16 protein-coding genes and 1 tRNA gene are annotated in these 16,260 nt (G+C 71.0%); 6 read left to right on the forward strand and 11 right to left on the reverse strand.

What is annotated here, in order from left to right; genetic code table 11:
* Nucleotides 1-2: 2 nt before the first annotated feature.
* Nucleotides 3-542, reverse strand: a complete 540-nt coding sequence (locus GKS42_RS15300; protein WP_154794615.1) for a DinB family protein — start codon at nucleotides 540-542, stop codon at nucleotides 3-5.
* 81 nt (nucleotides 543-623) lie between these two features.
* Between GKS42_RS15300 and GKS42_RS15305 the strand changes: the two genes are divergently transcribed.
* Complete coding sequence (locus tag GKS42_RS15305) at nucleotides 624-2,087, forward strand: glycoside-pentoside-hexuronide (GPH):cation symporter (RefSeq protein WP_210769197.1); 1,464 nt, start codon at nucleotides 624-626, stop codon at nucleotides 2,085-2,087.
* Entirely contained in the window at nucleotides 2,074-4,116 is a 2,043-nt protein-coding gene (locus GKS42_RS15310) for an alpha-glucosidase (protein WP_154794616.1), read from the forward strand. Before GKS42_RS15305 ends, GKS42_RS15310 begins: the two co-directional genes overlap by 14 nt.
* A 27-nt stretch (nucleotides 4,117-4,143) precedes the next feature.
* Here GKS42_RS15310 and GKS42_RS15315 read toward each other — a convergent pair whose 3' ends face one another.
* Nucleotides 4,144-4,569, reverse strand: a complete 426-nt coding sequence (locus tag GKS42_RS15315) for a VOC family protein (RefSeq protein WP_154794617.1) — start codon at nucleotides 4,567-4,569, stop codon at nucleotides 4,144-4,146.
* A 198-nt stretch (nucleotides 4,570-4,767) separates the two neighbouring features.
* A complete protein-coding gene (trpD, locus tag GKS42_RS15320; RefSeq protein ID WP_154794618.1) occupies nucleotides 4,768-5,823 on the reverse strand; it encodes an anthranilate phosphoribosyltransferase in 1,056 nt (351 codons plus the stop codon).
* Nucleotides 5,824-6,023: 200 nt separating this feature from the next.
* Here trpD and GKS42_RS15325 point away from each other — a divergent pair, with 200 nt between their 5' ends.
* Entirely contained in the window at nucleotides 6,024-6,929 is a 906-nt protein-coding gene (locus tag GKS42_RS15325) for an SGNH/GDSL hydrolase family protein (protein ID WP_154794619.1), read from the forward strand.
* A gap of 38 nt (nucleotides 6,930-6,967) precedes the next feature.
* Nucleotides 6,968-7,579: a dihydrofolate reductase family protein gene (locus GKS42_RS15330; protein WP_154794620.1), complete on the forward strand. Its 612-nt coding sequence runs from the start codon at nucleotides 6,968-6,970 to the stop codon at nucleotides 7,577-7,579.
* Nucleotides 7,580-7,590: 11 nt separating this feature from the next.
* Here GKS42_RS15330 and GKS42_RS15335 read toward each other — a convergent pair whose 3' ends face one another.
* From GKS42_RS15335 to GKS42_RS15365, 7 genes are all read right to left on the reverse strand, one after another.
* The gene (locus GKS42_RS15335) at nucleotides 7,591-8,121 is read right to left on the reverse strand and encodes a GNAT family N-acetyltransferase (protein ID WP_154794621.1); all 531 of its coding nucleotides are present in this window, start codon (nucleotides 8,119-8,121) and stop codon (nucleotides 7,591-7,593) included.
* A gap of 77 nt (nucleotides 8,122-8,198) precedes the next feature.
* On the reverse strand, nucleotides 8,199-9,023 hold the full coding sequence (locus GKS42_RS15340) for an NAD-dependent epimerase/dehydratase family protein (RefSeq protein ID WP_154794622.1): 825 nt from the start codon (nucleotides 9,021-9,023) through the stop codon (nucleotides 8,199-8,201).
* A gap of 74 nt (nucleotides 9,024-9,097) precedes the next feature.
* Entirely contained in the window at nucleotides 9,098-9,622 is a 525-nt protein-coding gene (locus GKS42_RS15345; RefSeq protein ID WP_168217856.1) for a suppressor of fused domain protein, read from the reverse strand.
* Nucleotides 9,623-9,740: 118 nt separating this feature from the next.
* Nucleotides 9,741-9,814: transfer RNA gene (locus tag GKS42_RS15350), tRNA-Val, on the reverse strand.
* 41 nt (nucleotides 9,815-9,855) lie between these two features.
* Nucleotides 9,856-10,662, reverse strand: coding sequence for a glycerophosphodiester phosphodiesterase family protein (locus GKS42_RS15355; protein WP_232847686.1), 807 nt, complete (start codon nucleotides 10,660-10,662; stop codon nucleotides 9,856-9,858).
* On the reverse strand, nucleotides 10,659-11,126 hold the full coding sequence (locus GKS42_RS15360) for a peroxiredoxin (protein WP_154794624.1): 468 nt from the start codon (nucleotides 11,124-11,126) through the stop codon (nucleotides 10,659-10,661). Before GKS42_RS15360 ends, GKS42_RS15355 begins: the two co-directional genes overlap by 4 nt.
* A complete protein-coding gene (locus GKS42_RS15365; protein ID WP_435529625.1) occupies nucleotides 11,123-11,566 on the reverse strand; it encodes a DUF3052 domain-containing protein in 444 nt (147 codons plus the stop codon). The genes GKS42_RS15360 and GKS42_RS15365 overlap by 4 nt, the downstream gene beginning before the upstream one ends.
* A gap of 267 nt (nucleotides 11,567-11,833) precedes the next feature.
* On the opposite strand from GKS42_RS15365, the gene aceE reads away from it, so the two are divergent.
* Both aceE and GKS42_RS15375 read left to right on the forward strand, forming a co-directional pair.
* Nucleotides 11,834-14,578: a pyruvate dehydrogenase (acetyl-transferring), homodimeric type gene (aceE, locus tag GKS42_RS15370; protein ID WP_154794625.1), complete on the forward strand. Its 2,745-nt coding sequence runs from the start codon at nucleotides 11,834-11,836 to the stop codon at nucleotides 14,576-14,578.
* A 137-nt stretch (nucleotides 14,579-14,715) separates the two neighbouring features.
* Nucleotides 14,716-15,426, forward strand: a complete 711-nt coding sequence (locus GKS42_RS15375) for a hypothetical protein (RefSeq protein ID WP_154794626.1) — start codon at nucleotides 14,716-14,718, stop codon at nucleotides 15,424-15,426.
* 25 nt (nucleotides 15,427-15,451) lie between these two features.
* Here the strand turns inward: GKS42_RS15375 and GKS42_RS15380 are convergent, their stop codons facing one another.
* On the reverse strand, nucleotides 15,452-16,135 hold the full coding sequence (locus GKS42_RS15380) for a hypothetical protein (protein ID WP_154794627.1): 684 nt from the start codon (nucleotides 16,133-16,135) through the stop codon (nucleotides 15,452-15,454).
* Nucleotides 16,136-16,260 lie beyond the last annotated feature (125 nt).

Below are 16,260 nucleotides of genomic sequence, written 5' to 3' on the forward strand. Positions count from 1 at the left end.
CCTCAGGCCTCAGGTCCCGCTCGCCGAACGCGCACGCCGTTGCGGCCGAAGTCCCAGACACCGCCGTCGATCTGCTCACGGGCGATGTCGAGCTGTCCGGTGTGGGCGGCGTTGTCGTTGAACACATGTAGGAGCACGCCCCGGACGGTGCTCTGCCGGTAGCCGCCCCAGGCTCCCTCCGGCCACCACAGCGGCGCGGACCCGCTGGCGATGTGCTCGACGGCGGCACGCGCCTCGGCGCCGGTGGTGCGGCGCAGGTCCTCCAGGAGGGTCGCGAAGGGGACGTCCGGGTCGTTGTCCCAGGCGGTGTCCTCCTGGAAGTCCATGGGATGCCCGGCGACGACGTTGTGCAGCCAGAAGCCGGTCGAGTCGCGCACGTGCCCGACCAGGCCGGCGATGCTCCAGCCGGACGGGGCCGCCGGTGCGCGCACCTGGTCCTCCGTGAGTCCCTGCGCGGAGCCGCGGATGTGCTCGGTGGTGTGCTGGATCCAGTCGAGCAGTTCGATGGTGACGGGGTCCCGGTGCTGCGTGTTCGGTGTCATGACCGTAGGTCGGAGCCGTTCTCGGGTTTTCGACAGTCCGACGCACACGTTCCACGCAGGCGGTGCTGGCACACTTCTGGCGTGAGCACCTCAGCCGGCGATGCGGCCGCACCGGAGCCCCTCCGTCGTCGCAACGTCTGGGGCTTCGGCCTCGGCACCCTCGGGCGGGACATGGTCGCCGCGATGGTGACCCTGTTCCTGCTCGTCTACCTCACCGAGGTGGTCCAGGTGCCGAACCAGACCCTGGGCGCCATCACCGTGGTGCTCGTGCTCATGCGCCTGTTCGACGCCGTGAACGACCCGGTGATGGGGTTCATCGTCGACAACACCCGGTCCCGGTGGGGCAAGTTCAAGCCGTGGATCGCGATCGGCGCACTGGCCTGGGCGGCTGCCACGGTGCTCATGTTCTCCGACTGGGGCGTCGAGGGCACGGCGTTCGTCGTCGTGTTCGTGGGTGTCTACCTCGTCTGGGAGGTCGCCTACACGGTCAACGACATCTCCTACTACGGGATGCTGCCGTCACTGTCGCGGGATCAGGGCGAGCGGGAGCGGATCGGGGTCGTGGCCCGGGTCTGCGCGAACGTCGGTCTGTTCGCCCTGGTGGTGGCCCTGGTACCGGTGACGGCAGCGCTCGAGGGCGCGCTCGGCTCGGCGCAGCGCGCCTGGTTCGTGCTCGCCGTCGTCCTGGTCGTGGTGATGCTCGCGTTCCAGGCGATCACGCTCGTCGCGACCCGGCAGCGGGTCGCCGTCGAGACGATCTCGCCCACCCCGCTGCGGGAGCTGCTCGGCGTGATCGCCCGCAACGACCAGCTCCTCTGGGTCACCCTGGCGATGGTGGTGTTCATGACCGGGTACACGGTCACCACCAGCCTCGGGCTGTACTACTTCACCTACATCTTCGGCGACGCCGGGATGTACTCGGTGTTCGCGGCGATCCTCGGCGTCACGCAGATCCTCGGGCTCCTCGTCTTCCCGCTGGTCTCGGCGCGGCTGTCCCGGCGCCGGGTCCACCTGGTGGCCACCTCCCTCTGTGTGGCCGGCTACGCCGTGTTCCTGCTCGCGGACTCCACGATGGTGGGGATCGGCGTCGCCGGCGTGCTGCTGTTCGGAGGGCAGGCGTTCATCCAGTTGCTCATGATGATGTTCATCGCGGACTCCGTGGAGTACGGGCAGTGGAAGCTGGGCCGTCGCAACGAGTCGGTCACGTTCTCCCTGCAGCCGTTCATCTACAAGGCCTCCAGTGCACTCGGCGCGGGTGTCGTGGGGCTCACCCTCATCCTCTCCGGGGTCAACGAGGCAGACACGCCGGCCGACGTCCCCGCGGGTGGTGCGGCCCTGTTCAAGGTCGCGATGATGGGCCTGCCGATGCTCCTGGTGATCGTCAGTTGGCTGGTGCTCTCGCGCCGCTACCGCCTCGACGAGGCCACCTACGCCGGAATCGTGACCGACCTCGCGGACCGTGAGGCGGCGCTCGCGTCGAACGTCGGGCCGGACCCGACCGCCGGACCCCTCGGAGCCGCCGGAGGCCCCGATGACCCGCGTTGAGGCGCGCACCCGGCTGAAGGAGATCTACGGCCACCCGGTCGGGCGGGACGCGATCGACAAGGTACTGCTGCAACTGGGCCGCTCGAACCGGTGGGTCCGCAACCCGGTGGTGGCGAACCTGCGCCTCGGTACCGTCGCGCGGCTCGCCCGGCCCCTTCTCGGCGAGGAGTTCGCGCAGTCGCTCGTGACCGTACTGGCCGACCACGGACCGGACGACGAGACCACACCCGGCCCTGCGCCGTCGGGCCATGCAGCGGCGCAGCCGCCGTGGTGGCGCCGGGCGGTGTTCTACCAGGTCTACCCGCGCTCCTTCGCGGATTCCGACGGCGACGGCATCGGTGATCTGCGCGGCGTCACCTCCCGCCTCGATCACCTCGCCGACCTCGGCGTCGACTGCGTGTGGCTGTCCCCGATCTTCGACTCGCCGAACGAGGACATGGGCTACGACGTGCGCGACTACCGGGCGGTCATGGCCGAGATGGGCACCCTGGCCGACCTCGACGCGCTCATCGCCGGCGCTCACGAGCGCGGGATGCGGATCATCCTCGACCTCGTCGTCAACCACACGTCCGCGCAGCACCCGTGGTTCCGGGCCGCCGTCGCCGACCCGGACGGCCCCTACGGCGACTACTACCACCTGCGGCCCGGCGCCCCGGGCGAGGACGGCAGCGGGAGGCCCCCGAACAACTGGGCCTCGTTCTTCGGGGGCAGCGCGTGGCGTTGGATCCCGCAGGCGCACCGCTGGGCGCTGCACCTGTTCGCGCCCGGGCAGATGGACCTCAACTGGGACAACCCGCGGGTGCGGGCCGAGGTCGCCGAGATCGTGCGGTGGTGGCGCGGGCGCGGCATCGACGGGTTCCGGCTCGACGTCATCAACTACATCTCCAAACGAGGCGGCCTTCCGGACGGCAACGAGGCCATCGGTGCCCTCATGGGCTTCCCAGGGATCGAGCACTACTTCTTCGGGCCGCGGCTGCACTCCTACCTGCGCGAGTTGCGCACGGTCGGCTTCACCCGGTCCCCCGGCGATCCGGCGCCGCCGTCGACGGTGCGCTCGCGCCGCCCGGACGGCACCCTCGGCGACCCGGCTCCCCCGGACCCGGTCGGTGTCATGGTCGGCGAGACGCCCGGGGTCGGCGTGGAGATGTCCCGGCTGCTCAGCGGGGCCCGGCGGGGCGAGCTCGACCTGGTGTTCAACTTCGACGTGCTCGACGGCCCCGGCAAGGTTCGCTGGGACGACTACCGGTACGACCTCGGCTACCTCAAGGGGTTCTACCTGGACTATCTGGACCGCGTCGGGCCGGACGACGCGATCGCCCTGTTCCTGGACAACCACGACAACCCCCGGATGCTCTCCAAGGTGCTCGGCGCGCGCGACGCGGACCCGGTCCTGCGAGCCGCGCTCGCCAAGGCGCTCGCGACGATCCAGCTGATGCTGCCCGGTACCCCATTCCTGTTCCAGGGCCAGGAGATCGGCGCCGTCGACCAGGACTTCACCTCGGTGGCCGACCTGCGCGACGTCGAGTCCCTGAACCGGTTCGCCGAGCTGTGTGCGGAGGGGGCGAGCGAGGCCGAGGCGCTGGCCCGGGTGCTGCCCGGGGCGCGCGATCACGCCCGGGTGCCGATGCGCTGGGAACCGGGACCCCACACGGGGTTCAGCACGGGCACGCCGTGGCAGGTCGGCCGGGAGGACTCGGCCGGCTTCACGGTCGCCGAACAGTCCACGGACCCGGGCTCGGTGCTGAACTTCCATCGAGACCTGATCGGCCTGCGCCGCGCCGAACCGGCGCTGACCGACGGCGGGTTCCGCGCCCTGGCCCCCGGCTCCCGCACGTACTTCGGGTGGGTGCGGACGGCGCCCGGCACCGGGTCGGACTGGCTCATCGAGGTCAACCTCACCGACCGCACCATCAGGCGCCCGCGTGGCCTGCCGCGCGCGCGGGTGGTGCTCGCCTCCACCGGGACGGCACGGAGGGCGACGATGGCGCCCTACGAGTGCTCCGTCTCGCGGGTGTCACCCGAGCGGTGACCGCTGCGCGAGGAGTGACCGGACGTGTCAGGTCGGCTGGTTGCCGGAGATGTTGAACAGCCACCTGATGCCGAACCCGTCCACACACATCCCGAACGCGTCACCCCACGGCGCGACCGCGAGTGGCTCCGTGACCGTCCCGCTCCCGGAGAGCTTGTCCCAGTAGCCGCGCAGGGTCGCGTCGTCCTCGGGTCCGCCGGACAGGGAGACCGAGATGTTGCTGTTCGTGCCGGGGAACTCGAGCGAACTCGGGGTGTCCGCGGCCATCAGCAGGATGCCGCCGTCCCCCTCGAGCTGGCCGTGCATGATCTTCTCGGCGTCGGCCGGATCCTCGGCCGCGCCGAACTCGGCGAACGTGCTCGTCGTCAGTTCGCCCCCGAACACCGAGTGGTAGAACTCCAGCGCCGCGCGAGCGTTGTCGGAGAAGTTGAGGTACGGGTTCAGCCGGGCCATGGCACACCTCTTCCTGCGGTTCCGATCAGAGGAGACAAATGCTCCTCGTCCCGGGCCGGTTCCACAACCCGAACGCGTGCGTGCTCCACTGACCCCGAAACGCGGGTCAGACCCGCAACCATCCACACTTCGCGCCAGCGGAGCGCGCGGTCGCGTGAACGCGCGGGCGGGACGTCGGAGGCATCGGGTCCCGCGCGCTCACGCGTGGGTCGCGGCCGCCCACTGCTCGAGCTTCGCGGCCGCCGCACCCGAGTCCACGGCACCGGCGGCGACGTCGAGCTTGTCGCCCAGCCGCTCCACGATCGGCGTCGAGATCCGAGCGGAGTCACCGGCGAGCTCGAAGGAGACGAGCCCGGCCGCGGCGTTGAGGAGCACGATGTCGCGAAGCGGACCCGCGTCGCCGGCGAGCACCCCCCGGATCACGGCGGCATTCTCGTCGGGCTCGCCGCCCAGCAGGTCCTCGATGCGCGCCCGCGGGATACCGAGGTCGCGCGGGTCGAGGTCATGCTCGGTCACCGCACCTCGGGAGACCTCCCAGATGTGGCTGTGCCCCGTCGTCGTCAGCTTGTCGATGCCGTCGTCGCCGCGGTAGACGAGCGCCGTCGCGCCGCGGGTGCGGAACACGCCGACCAGCAGCGGCACGCGCGGCAGCGACGAGACCCCGACGGCGGACGCCTCCGGGCGGGCGGGGTTGCAGAGCGGGCCGAGGATGTTGAAGAGCGTCGAGATGCCGAGTTCGGCGCGCACCGGGCCCGCATGACGGAAGCCCGGGTGGAACTGGCCCGCGAACGCGAAACTGATCCCGACCTCGTTCAGTACCTCGGCGACGCGTTCGGGGGCGATCGTGATGTCGACGCCGAGGCTCGTCAGCACGTCCGAGGCACCCGACCTCGAGGACGCGCCGCGGTTGCCGTGCTTGATCACCGGCACGCCGGTTGCGGCACAGATGATCGACGCGACCGAGGAGATGTTGAACACCGCGCCGTACGGGTCGCCGCCGGTGCCGACGATGTCGAGCGCCATCGGATCGACCTCGAGCGGCAGGGCGGCCTCCAGCGCCGCATCCCGGAAGCCGACGATCTCGTCGACCGACTCCCCCTTGATCCGCAGCGCGGTCAACAGCGCGGCGATCTGCGTGGGCGCCGCCTGACCGGTCACCACCTCACGCATCGCCCAGGTGGCCTCGCCCACCGAGAGGTCGGAGCCTTCGACGAGGGTCTCGAGCAGGTACGGCCACGTGGGGGTCTCGGGCATTGCCGGATCCTATCGAACCCGTCCCGCGGCCCGGTCACGGGTCGATTCACAGGTCGATCGCGACCTCGGGGCGGACGTCCGGGCCAGTGATTGCCGTCGGGGAACACCTGCAGGCAGGACAGGAGGCCAGTCAGAGCGGCCCGGACCTCCCGACCGGTCCGCGTGGTTCGTAGGTTGCTGTCTGCGAAAGGAGCACGATCATGACCGAGCAGACTCCCTACGCCCCGCCCGCCGAGGCGCAGTTGCAGTACGTCCACCTCGAGAAGCTCTACGGGTACCTGCCCGGCCTCACCGAGTCGCTACCGACGATCTTCGGCGTGCAGCCCGAGGAGTACGCCGCGATCCTCGGCCGGTTCGATGCCCGGGCCCGCGCCGCCGCCGAGAGCCTCCTGGCCGATGCGGCCTTCGCCGACCGGGTCGCGCTGCTCCCGTTCGAGCCCGGCGCGCGTGTCCTTGCCGTGGGCGACAGCATCACCGACGATCTGCAGTCCTGGGCCGAGATCCTGCGACACGTGCTTGCACTCGGGCGGCCGGACGGCCAGCTCACCGTGGTCAACGCGGGCCTCTCGGCGCACACGTCGGCGATGATCCTGCGGCGCTGGCCCTCGATGCTGCATCCCGTTCCCGACTGGATCATCTGTGGGCTCGGCGGCAACGACGTCACCCGGATCGCCGGCGGAAAGACTCAGGTCTCCCTGGCCGAGAGCGTGGCCAATCTCCGGGAGCTGCACCGCGTGGCCGTGGAACGGACCCGGGCCCGGTGGGTCTGGCTGACCCCGGTGCCCGTCGACGAGACGCGGGCCGGTCAGCACAGGCCGTTCCAGTACGGGGCGAGCAGCTGGCGCAACTCCGACATCACGGCGCTGGCCGATGCCATGCGGTCGTTCGATGAGCCGGTCGTCGACCTCGTGCGTTCGTTCGGCGTGCCCGCCCGGTCCGACCTCCAGGGTGCGGACGGCGTCCACCCCTCACTCGCCGGAGAGCAGCAGATCGTGCGTGCCCTCGTGGATCTCCTCACTGGGCAGCGCCTCGACCCCGGCCGAACGTCGGATGCTTCCTCCCGCGATGCGTCGAGCAGCGATCCGTACGATTCTGTTCAGGATTGAGGCCGGACGCCCAGCCGCAAACCGCAAAGGAGCACCCGATGTCCAGGACGATCCTCGACATGTCCATCTCCCTCGACGGATTCATCGCCGGACCCCATGAGACGGTCGACCACGGCCTCGGCGACGGCGGCCAACGCCTCCACGACTGGGGGATGCCTCGGGACGCCAACGGCGCCTACCTGGAGGACGGGCTCGGCGACGTCGACGCCGAGATGATGGCGGCCTACGAGTCGGTGGGCGCTTCGGTCTGCGGCCGCGGCACCGTCGACCCGGCCGGCGGCTGGGGCGGCGAGGCCTACGGCGGGCCGCCGGTGTTCATCTATGCGCGCCGACCGCCGGCGCCCGGCGACCTGCGCTGGCCGAAGTTCACCTACGTCCAGACCATCGAGGAGGCGATCGGTGCGGCCAAGGAGGCCGCGGGCGACGCCTACGTGGTCGTCCAGGGCGCGGGGACGGGCCAGGCCGCCCTCACGGCCGGGCTCCTGGACGAGATCCAGCTGCACGTGGTCCCGCTGCTCCTGCGCGACGGCCGCCGGCTCTTCGACCCGCCCGGTGGTGCACCGATCGACCTGGACCTCGTCCAGGTACGGCAGGGCGTCGCACTGCACCTGCGCTACGCGATCGGCCCTCGCACCGAACGGGCGGCTTGAGGGTCGTCTGGCTACCTGCCAGGGCTGACGAACCGGTGGCAGTCGACGGCGACCGACCCGCCGGGGACGGGCGCACGGTGGACGATCGGGCCGCCGTCGTCCCATCCTTGCCGTTCGTAGAACCGACGGGCGGCAACGTTCCCCGTCGCCACCACCAGCCAGGCCCGCTCGTGGCCCGCCGCGATCACGGCTTCCTCCGCCGCCTTGAGCAGCGCCGACCCGATGCCGCCGCCGCGCGCGGCGCGGTCCAGGTACAGCTGATCCACCTGGTCGCCGTCGATCATCGCGAATCCGAGGACCGCCTCGCCTCGCACCGCGACGATCGTGTCCGCGACCTGTTCGCGCGCGCGTTCGGCGAACGAGGCCGGGGTCCGAGCCGCGACCAGCGCGGCGGGGACATGACCGAGATGGGCATCGGCCCACCCCTGCCGCCAGATGCGAGCGATGTCGCCGGCGTCGGCCGGGACCGCCTGCCGCATCTCGACGTCCAGCGGCGCGTGTGATCGCTCGCCACCCGGCTCCCCCTGTCGTGGCGCCGTCATCGCCTGGCCTCTCCGCCGACTCGTGCAGTGACGTCGACACTAGCAACGGTGGAGCGCTGCGATGTCCCGGGTCCGTCTCACACCGTCGGGAATCCGTCCCGCCAGGACGGGTATCGAGGACGCCAGCCGGCTGCCCGCGCCCTGGCATTGGAGACGGCCCGGCGCCGTGGCGCCCCGTCGGGCAGCCCGGCGACCCTCGGCACCGGCGCGCCGAGCCCGGCCGCGTACACCGGGAGCCACACGGTCCCGGGTGCCGGCTCGTCGTCGACGATGTTGTACGTCCCGTCGGGCCAGTGGAGTGCCTGCACCGTGGCTGAGACCACGTCGTCGATGTGGACGAACGGCGTGATCGCCGGGGTGGCCGGTAGTTGCCCGGCGACCACCGCGACGCCGGTCCGGCCGCCGGGCGCGTACCAGGTCCCGGCGCCGTAGAACATGCCGTAGCGCAGGACCGTGGCACGTGGGAGCCGCTGGACCAGTGCTTCCAAGACCCCGACGGCGGAGCCCGGCTCGAGTGGGTCGTCCTCCGTTGCCGTGGTGTCGCCCGGGGCGTACGCGAACGCGATGCTCTGCGCGATCATGCGGCCCACCCCGGCGGCCTCGGCGGCGGCCACGAGGTTCGCCGTCCCGTCCCGGCGCAGGCGGGCGTTGGCGTCGGTGTCGTACTCGCCCAGGTCGGTCAGCTGGTGCATGACCAGATCCGGCGCGGCGGCGGCCACGGCGTCCGCCAGGCGCGGTGCGTCGAAGACGTCGACCACGACCCCGCGCGCGCCACGCTCACGCAGGACGTCGATCCCCTCCGCGCGTCGGGTCGTCGCGGTGACGTCATGACCCGCCGCGTGCAGGGCCGGGATCAGTCTGCTTCCGACCACACCGGTGCCGCCGGCGAGGAAGATGCGCACGAAGGGACCCTTTCATGAGGTCTGGTGGTACGTCGGCAACGATCCGAGCGCCGGCCCTCGACGACGCCCGGGGCTCAGGTCCGCGGTCGAGGAGTCAGCCGAACGCTCTGCCGCTCGATGGAGTACAGGTCCGGCTGCTCCCTCGCGAACACGTCGCCGAGGGCGTCGAAGCCGTGCGCCAGGCAGTGCGCGGCTTCCTCCTCCGTGACCGGCACCAACTGCAGCCAGGTGACGTGGACGTCGGCGTCGCTGTAGGACTCGAACGAGTTCCAGAGGAACGGCGGCACCGACATCAGGTGCGGGGTGCTCGCCTGGGGGTAGCAGTTGCCGATCGCGCTCCGGTACACGGTCCCCGGCCGCACTGCGTTCGGTTCGCCGATCTGGAACGCACACGCGGCCACCGCGTCGCCGAGGAGCGTCCATCGTGAGTCGACGCCCGCCACGAACTCGACACCGATCGGTCGCCCGTCCCGCGTCCGGTACCCGGACGGGAAGAAGCTCGCGGCCACGGTCGCCCAGGCCGTCACCCCCGTCTGTGGGCAGTCGGGTACCTCGACCATGCCGATCTTCTTGGCGCCGTCCCCGCTCGCGCGTGTCATGGGCGCGGGCACCGCGGTCACACCCAGTCCGGCAGCGACCCGTGACACGACGTCGTAGGAATCAATCATCTCGCCCCCGTGATCAGTTCCGGTGATGCAGTTCCACTACGTCCAGCAGTGGGCCCAGAGGGACTCGAACCCCCGACATCCGCGGTGTAAACGCGACGCTCTAACCAACTGAGCTATAGGCCCTGGCGGGTACCAAGACTAGCAAGCGCACCCGGCCCCGGCGGTCACGGCTGCGGCCAGGCGCCGCGGGCGATCAGCACATCCCGGAGCACGTCGATGCGGTCGGCGACGATGCCGTCCACGCCGAGGTCGAACAGGGCGTTCATCGTGTCCGCGTCGTCGATGGTCCACACGTGCACCTGGAGCCCGTACCGGTGCGCGGTCGCCACGAAGGACTCGGTCACCAGCGCCCGCCCGCGGAACGTCGTCGGCACCTGCAGGCACACCACGCCGTTGCGGGCGGCCAGGGACCGGGCGGCGCCCACGCCCCACCGCAGGGACGCCGTCTCCAGCGGCGAGCCGGAGGTGGCCGCCTCCGGGTGCGTGCGCCGGACCCGCTGCAACCGGCGGTGGTCGAACGCCGCGATCAGGACCCTGTCGAACGCACGCTGCGCCTCGATCACGGCGAGCGCCGGCCCGGCCACGTCGTCCGACTTCACGTCGATGTTGAACCGAGTGGCCGGGAACTCCTCGAGCAACTCGGCGAGCGTCGGGATGGACTCGCCACCGGCGAGGGTGGCCGCGCGCAGGTCGGCGGCCGTCAGCGCATGCACGTCGACGGCGGAACCCACCACCCGGGACAGGTCCGGGTCGTGGAAGACGAAAGGGACGCCGTCGGCGCTTGCGCGCACGTCGGTCTCGACGTACGTGAAGCCGAGGTCGACGGCGTTGCGCACCGCGCGCAGGGAGTTCTCGATCCCCTCGTTCAGCTCGTACCCCGCGCCGCCCCGGTGCGCCAACGCCAGCGGCCCGGGGTGCAGGTAGGCCCCACCCGCACCGGCGGCGACCTGTCGCTGCCGCCGGGTGCTCACACGACCAGGGCGTCGAGGGCGCGCAGGTAGCCGTCCAGCGGCCGTGCCTGCCCGCGCGGGTTCAGCACGGACCAGCGCACCACGCCGTCCGCGTCGAGCAGCAGGCTGCCGCGCAGGGCGAGTCCGGACTCGGAGTCGAACACGCCGTAGGAGCGGGCGATCTGCCCGTGCGGCCAGAAGTCGCTGAGCAGGTCGAAGCCGAGCTGCTCCTGCTCGCCCCAGGCCCGCAGGGCGAACTTCGAGTCGCAGCTGATGCCGAGCAGGCGCACCCCGGCGCGCTCGAACGCACCGAGGTTGTCCCGCAGTTCGCAGAACTCGCCCGTGCAGATCCCGGAGAACGCGAACGGGAAGAACACCAGTGCCACGGGCGTGCCGCGCAGCGCGGAGAGCGTCACCGGGGTGCCGTGGGTGTCCTCGGCGGTGAAGTCCGGCGCGGGCTCCCCCGGCGCCGGCAGCGCGCTCACTTGCCGCGACCGCGGGCGGTCAGGCGGATCCCGGACCAGTGCTGTGCCGCCGAGATGGCGCTGGTGGCGTGCAGGCCCGCGGTGCTGGCGGCCTCCTCGAAGTCGGCGGGCCGCACGTGCCCGTCGCGACCTGACTTCGGCGTGAACACCCAGATCAGGCCGCCGTCCTCGAGCATCTCCTGGGCGTCGACCATGACGTCGGTGAGGTCCTGGACGTCGCCGTCGTCCTCGCGCCACCACAGGATGGCCGCGTCGGTCACGTCGTCGTAGTACTCGTCGACCAGTTCCTGCCCGGCGGCCTTCTCGAGTTCCGCCCGGAGTTCCTCGTCGACGTCATCGTCATAACCGAACTCCTGGATGACCTGCCCCCTGTCCACCCCGAACCGCGAGGTGGGCTGGTCGCCGGACGGACTGGCCACGGAACCCGCGGTCGCTTCCACGTCTGTTACTCCTTGCTATCGACTGCTGATCTGTCCCGCCGCTGCGGGGTTGATGTCCTACCCCACCGCACAGTAGGTCTCGGCGCAAGGCCGGGCGGTGACCCGATCCTATGGCGGGATCACTGTCGGTCGCGTCACATCTGTTGGTTCAGACTCCACTTAGCCAAGTGCGGCCCATAGGATCGTCAGTACCGCACCACACGTGCCCGCCTGAGACTGGGCAGATGTAACTGTGGCGCCGACCCAGGCGCCGGAGAGAAGAGAGTCGTGACGTCACGCAACGAGGCCGGACCGCTGATCAACGGCCTACTCAGCCAGGTCCCCGACATCGACCCCGAGGAGACCGACGAGTGGTTGGAGTCCCTCGACGGACTCATCGACGAACGCGGTGGCCCGCGGGCGCGCTACGTGCTGCTGAACATGCTCAAGCGGGCGCGGGAGCGGGACGTGACCGTCCCGTCCTCGATCACCACCCCGTACGTGAACACGATCGGCGTGCACGACGAGCCCTACTTCCCCGGTGACGAGGCCGTCGAGCGCCGCTACCGCTCCTACCTGCGGTGGAACTCCGCGGTGATGGTGACGCGGGCACAGCGCCCGGGCATCGCCGTCGGCGGTCACATCTCCTCCTACGCCTCCGTGGCCACCCTGTACGAGGTCGGCCTGAACCACTTCTTCCGCGGCAAGGACCACCCCGGCGGCGGCGACCAGATCTACTTCCAGGGCCACGCGGCCCCCGGCATGTACGCCCGCGCGTTCCTCGAGGGGCGCCTGTCCGAGCACCAGCTCGACGGGTTCCGCCAGGAGCTCTCGCACAACGGTGGCGGCCTCTCCTCCTACCCGCACCCGCGCAACATGCCCGACTTCTGGGAGTTCCCGACCGTCTCGATGGGCCTCGGCCCGGCGTCGGCGATCTACCAGGCGTGGGTCAACCGGTTCATGCAGTACCGCGGCATCAAGGACACCTCGCAGCAGCACGTCTGGGCGTTCCTCGGCGACGGTGAGATGGACGAGCCGGAGTCCCGCGGCATGCTGCAGCTCGCCGCGCAGCAGAACCTGGACAACCTCACCTTCGTGATCAACTGCAACCTGCAGCGCCTCGACGGTCCGGTGCGCGGCAACGGCAAGATCATCCAGGAGCTCGAGGGCTTCTTCCGGGGCGCCGGCTGGAACGTCATCAAGACCATCTGGGGTCGCGAGTGGGACCCGCTGCTGGAGGCGGACAAGGACCGCGCCCTGGTGAACCTGATGAACAACACCCCCGACGGCGACTACCAGACGTATCGCGCCGAGAACGGCGCGTTCATCCGCGAGCACTTCTTCGGGCGCGACCCACGCACCAAGGCCCTGGTGTCCAAGATGACGGACGACGACATCTGGGCGCTCAAGCGCGGCGGTCACGACTACCGCAAGCTCTACGCGGCCTACAACGCGGCGGTGAACCACACCGGTCAGCCGACCGTCATCCTGGCGCACACCATCAAGGGTTACGGCCTGGGCTCCTCGTTCGCGGCGCGCAACGCCACGCACCAGATGAAGAAGCTCAAGGAGAACGACCTCAAGCTCCTGCGCGACTCGCTGCGGATCCCGATCACGGACGCCCAGATCGAGGAAGACCCCTACCTGCCGCCGTACTACCACCCGGGCGCGGACGCCCCGGAGATCGAGTACATGATCGACCGGCGCCGTCAGCTCGGCGGGTACCTGCCCGAGCGGCGCAGCAAGTACACCGCGGTGACGCTGCCCGCGGACAAGTCCTACGAGCGGCTCGCGAAGGGCTCCGGGCAGCAGGAGGTCGCCACCACGATGGCGCTCGTCCAGCTGTTCAAGGACCTGCTCCGTGACAAGGACTTCGGCAAGCGGATCGTGCCGATCATCCCCGACGAGGCCCGCACGTTCGGCCTCGACGCGATCTTCCCGTCGCTGAAGATCTTCAACACCAACGGTCAGCACTACCTGTCCGTGGACCGCGACCTGCTGCTCTCCTACAAGGAGTCCGAGGCCGGCGGCCTGCTGCACACCGGGATCAACGAGGCCGGTTCGGCGGCCGCGTTCCAGTCCGTGGGGACGTCCTACGCCACCCACGGCGAAGTGCTGGTGCCGTTCTACTTCTACTACTCGATGTTCGGCTTCCAGCGCACCGGTGACCAGTTCTGGGCCGCCGGTGACCAGCTCACCCGTGGCTTCCTGATCGCCGCCACGGCCGGCCGGACCACGCTGACCGGTGAGGGCCTGCAGCACGCCGACGGGCACTCCCCGATCCTCGCCTCGACGAACACCGCGGTGGTCTCCTACGACCCGGCCTACGGGTACGAGATCCGGCACATCGTCAAGGACGGTCTGCAGCGGATGTACGGCGAGGGTGATCACCGCGACCCGAACGTCATGTACTACCTCACGGTCTACAACGAGCCGATGATCCAGCCGGCCGAGCCGGAGGACGTGGACGTCGACGGCATCCTGCGCGGGATCCACAAGATCGCCACGGCCGACGGCGAGGGCCCCCGGGCCCAGCTGCTCGCCTCCGGGGTCTCGGTGCCGTGGGCGCTGGAGGCCAAGGAGATCCTCGCCAACGAGTGGGGTGTGCAGGCGGACGTCTGGTCGGTGACCAGCTGGACCGAACTGCGCCGCGACGGTCTCGCCGCGGACCGGCAGGCGTTCATCGACCCGACCGGGGAGCAGCGCGAGCCCTACGTGACCGCGAAGCTGAAGGACGCCGGAGGCCCGTACATCGCCTCGACGGACTACGACTTCCAGCTGCCGGACCAGATCCGGGCGTGGGTCCCGGGCGACTACTGGACGCTCGGTGCGGACGGCTTCGGCTTCTCCGACACCCGGCCCGCGGTGCGTCGTCACTTCCTGATCGACACCCACTCGATCGTCACCCGGGCGCTGCAGGCCCTGGCCAAGCGCGGCGAGATCGACGCCTCCGCGCCGGCCCAGGCCGTGGAGCGCTACCGCCTCCTCGACGTCAACGCCGGCACCACCGGCACCGCCGGGGGCGACTCCTGACCGCCTGAGGGCCTGGCGTTCGGACGCCGATCACTGCCGCACGACGGCGGGGGTCGGCGTTCGTCGTCATCGGCACGCTGGTCGGTGGTGCTTCGCCGGACGAGGGGCGTCCGGGCCCGATGCGGCAGGATGGCCGCATGGACCTCCTCGACTCCGAACGCCGGGTGGTCGACGCGGCCGTGGCCCTGGCCGGGCGGCTCGGCGCCGACCCGAACCACACCGTGGCGGCCGCCGTGATGGACACCCGGGGGCGGATCCACACCGGTGTGAACGTCTACCATTTCACCGGTGGCCCGTGCGCCGAACTGGTCGCGCTCGGGGTCGCGGCCGCGGCCGACGCCGGCCCGCTGCTGACCATAGCCGCCGCGGGCGACGGCGGTCGGGGCGTGATCGAGCCGTGCGGCCGCTGCCGGCAGGTGCTCGTCGAGCTCCACCCGGACATCCTGGTGGCCGTGCCCGGCGCGAACGGGCCGCAGCTACGCACGCTCAACACGTTGCTGCCCGAGACCTACAACCACCGGGACGCCCGCCCCGCCCGCTTGGTGCGCTTCAACAAGCGGCACTACGACGACGTGGTGACCGGCCGCAAGACCGTCACCGTCAGACACGACGACCCGATCGCCGTCGGGCCCGCGCTCCTCGTCTTCGAGGACGACCCACCGCGGACGCTGCCGGGCGAGGTGCACTCGGTGGCCTCCTACCGGCTCGACCTGCTCCGGCCGGAGCAGGCCGGGGTCGACTCCCCCGAGGCGCTTGTGCGCCTGCGGGACGGGCTCCGCGGGCACTACCCCGACCTGACGCCGACCGCCACGGTCGAGGTGGTCCGGTTCGGTGTGCGGGCCGGCTGAGTTCGAAGCCGCCGACGGCGGTCGCTCAGGAGGTCTTCGCACTCGCCTCGGCGGCGGCGACGAAGGGTTCGAGCTCGGCGACCACGCCCGCGGTGCCCGGCCGGTCGGCCCCGTACTCGGCGAGGGCGCTCAGATGCTGGCGGGCCTCCGCCGGCCGGCCGGCGTCCAGCGCGGCCCGGATCACCTGGCGGCCTGCCTCGGCGTCCTGATCGGCCGGGGACCAGTGGCCCACGCCGAGGCCGAGCGCGTCCGCGGGCATGTGCGCCTCCCGGAGCATGCTGATCCCGGACGCGAGCGCCTTCCCGCTGGGGTCACGTTCGCAGGCGGCCCCGAGGCGGCGCATCGCCCCCTCCTTGTCATCGAGCAGGGACAGCCGGGCGAGTTCGATGAGCGGATACCAGGCGCGCGGCCGGCCGGCCAGTTCCTCGGCGAGGGCCCAGTGCGCGGTGTCCGCCGAGGAGGCCTCGATCGGTCCGGTGTCCGCGCTGAGCGGGTCCGGCTGCTCCACGTCGCTGGCCCGGCGCCGGACGAGTTCGGCCAGTTCGTTGAACGCGACGACGTCGTTGGGGTCCGCGGCGAGCTGCTCACGCAGGCGGTCCTCCTGGCCGGCGTCGGCAGGCAGCGGGGCGTGGCTGGGACGTCGCGATCCCGGCGTCGGGGCCGGGGCCGGCCGGGCGAAGAGCTCCCTGAGTCGCGTGAGGAATGACATACCGCGAGGATATCGTCCGGGCGCTCCACTGACCCGGTGAGGCGCAACGGCGGCTCCGACACCCACCCGGGTTGCACGTTCCGGCGGGGCGCCGACGCCGGCGGACGGCAGCACGAACATCGATC

The sequence above is a fragment of the Occultella kanbiaonis genome (assembly GCF_009708215.1).
GTDB lineage: Bacteria > Actinomycetota > Actinomycetes > Actinomycetales > Beutenbergiaceae > Occultella > Occultella kanbiaonis.

Bases quoted from the DNA above. Each gene is read 5' to 3' on its own strand.
- GKS42_RS15310 (WP_154794616.1), top strand. From the start codon at position 2,074: ATGACCCGCGTTGAGGCGCGCACCCGGCTGAAGGAGATCTACGGCCAC.
- GKS42_RS15300 (WP_154794615.1), bottom strand. From the start codon at position 542: ATGACACCGAACACGCAGCACCGGGACCCCGTCACCATCGAACTGCTC.
- trpD (WP_154794618.1), bottom strand. From the start codon at position 5,823: ATGCCCGAGACCCCCACGTGGCCGTACCTGCTCGAGACCCTCGTCGAA.
- GKS42_RS15335 (WP_154794621.1), bottom strand. From the start codon at position 8,121: ATGACGGCGCCACGACAGGGGGAGCCGGGTGGCGAGCGATCACACGCG.
- GKS42_RS15375 (WP_154794626.1), top strand. From the start codon at position 14,716: ATGGACCTCCTCGACTCCGAACGCCGGGTGGTCGACGCGGCCGTGGCC.
- GKS42_RS15380 (WP_154794627.1), bottom strand. From the start codon at position 16,135: ATGTCATTCCTCACGCGACTCAGGGAGCTCTTCGCCCGGCCGGCCCCG.
- GKS42_RS15315 (WP_154794617.1), bottom strand. From the start codon at position 4,569: ATGGCCCGGCTGAACCCGTACCTCAACTTCTCCGACAACGCTCGCGCG.
- GKS42_RS15330 (WP_154794620.1), top strand. From the start codon at position 6,968: ATGTCCAGGACGATCCTCGACATGTCCATCTCCCTCGACGGATTCATC.
- GKS42_RS15345 (WP_168217856.1), bottom strand. From the start codon at position 9,622: ATGACACGCGCGAGCGGGGACGGCGCCAAGAAGATCGGCATGGTCGAG.
- GKS42_RS15325 (WP_154794619.1), top strand. From the start codon at position 6,024: ATGACCGAGCAGACTCCCTACGCCCCGCCCGCCGAGGCGCAGTTGCAG.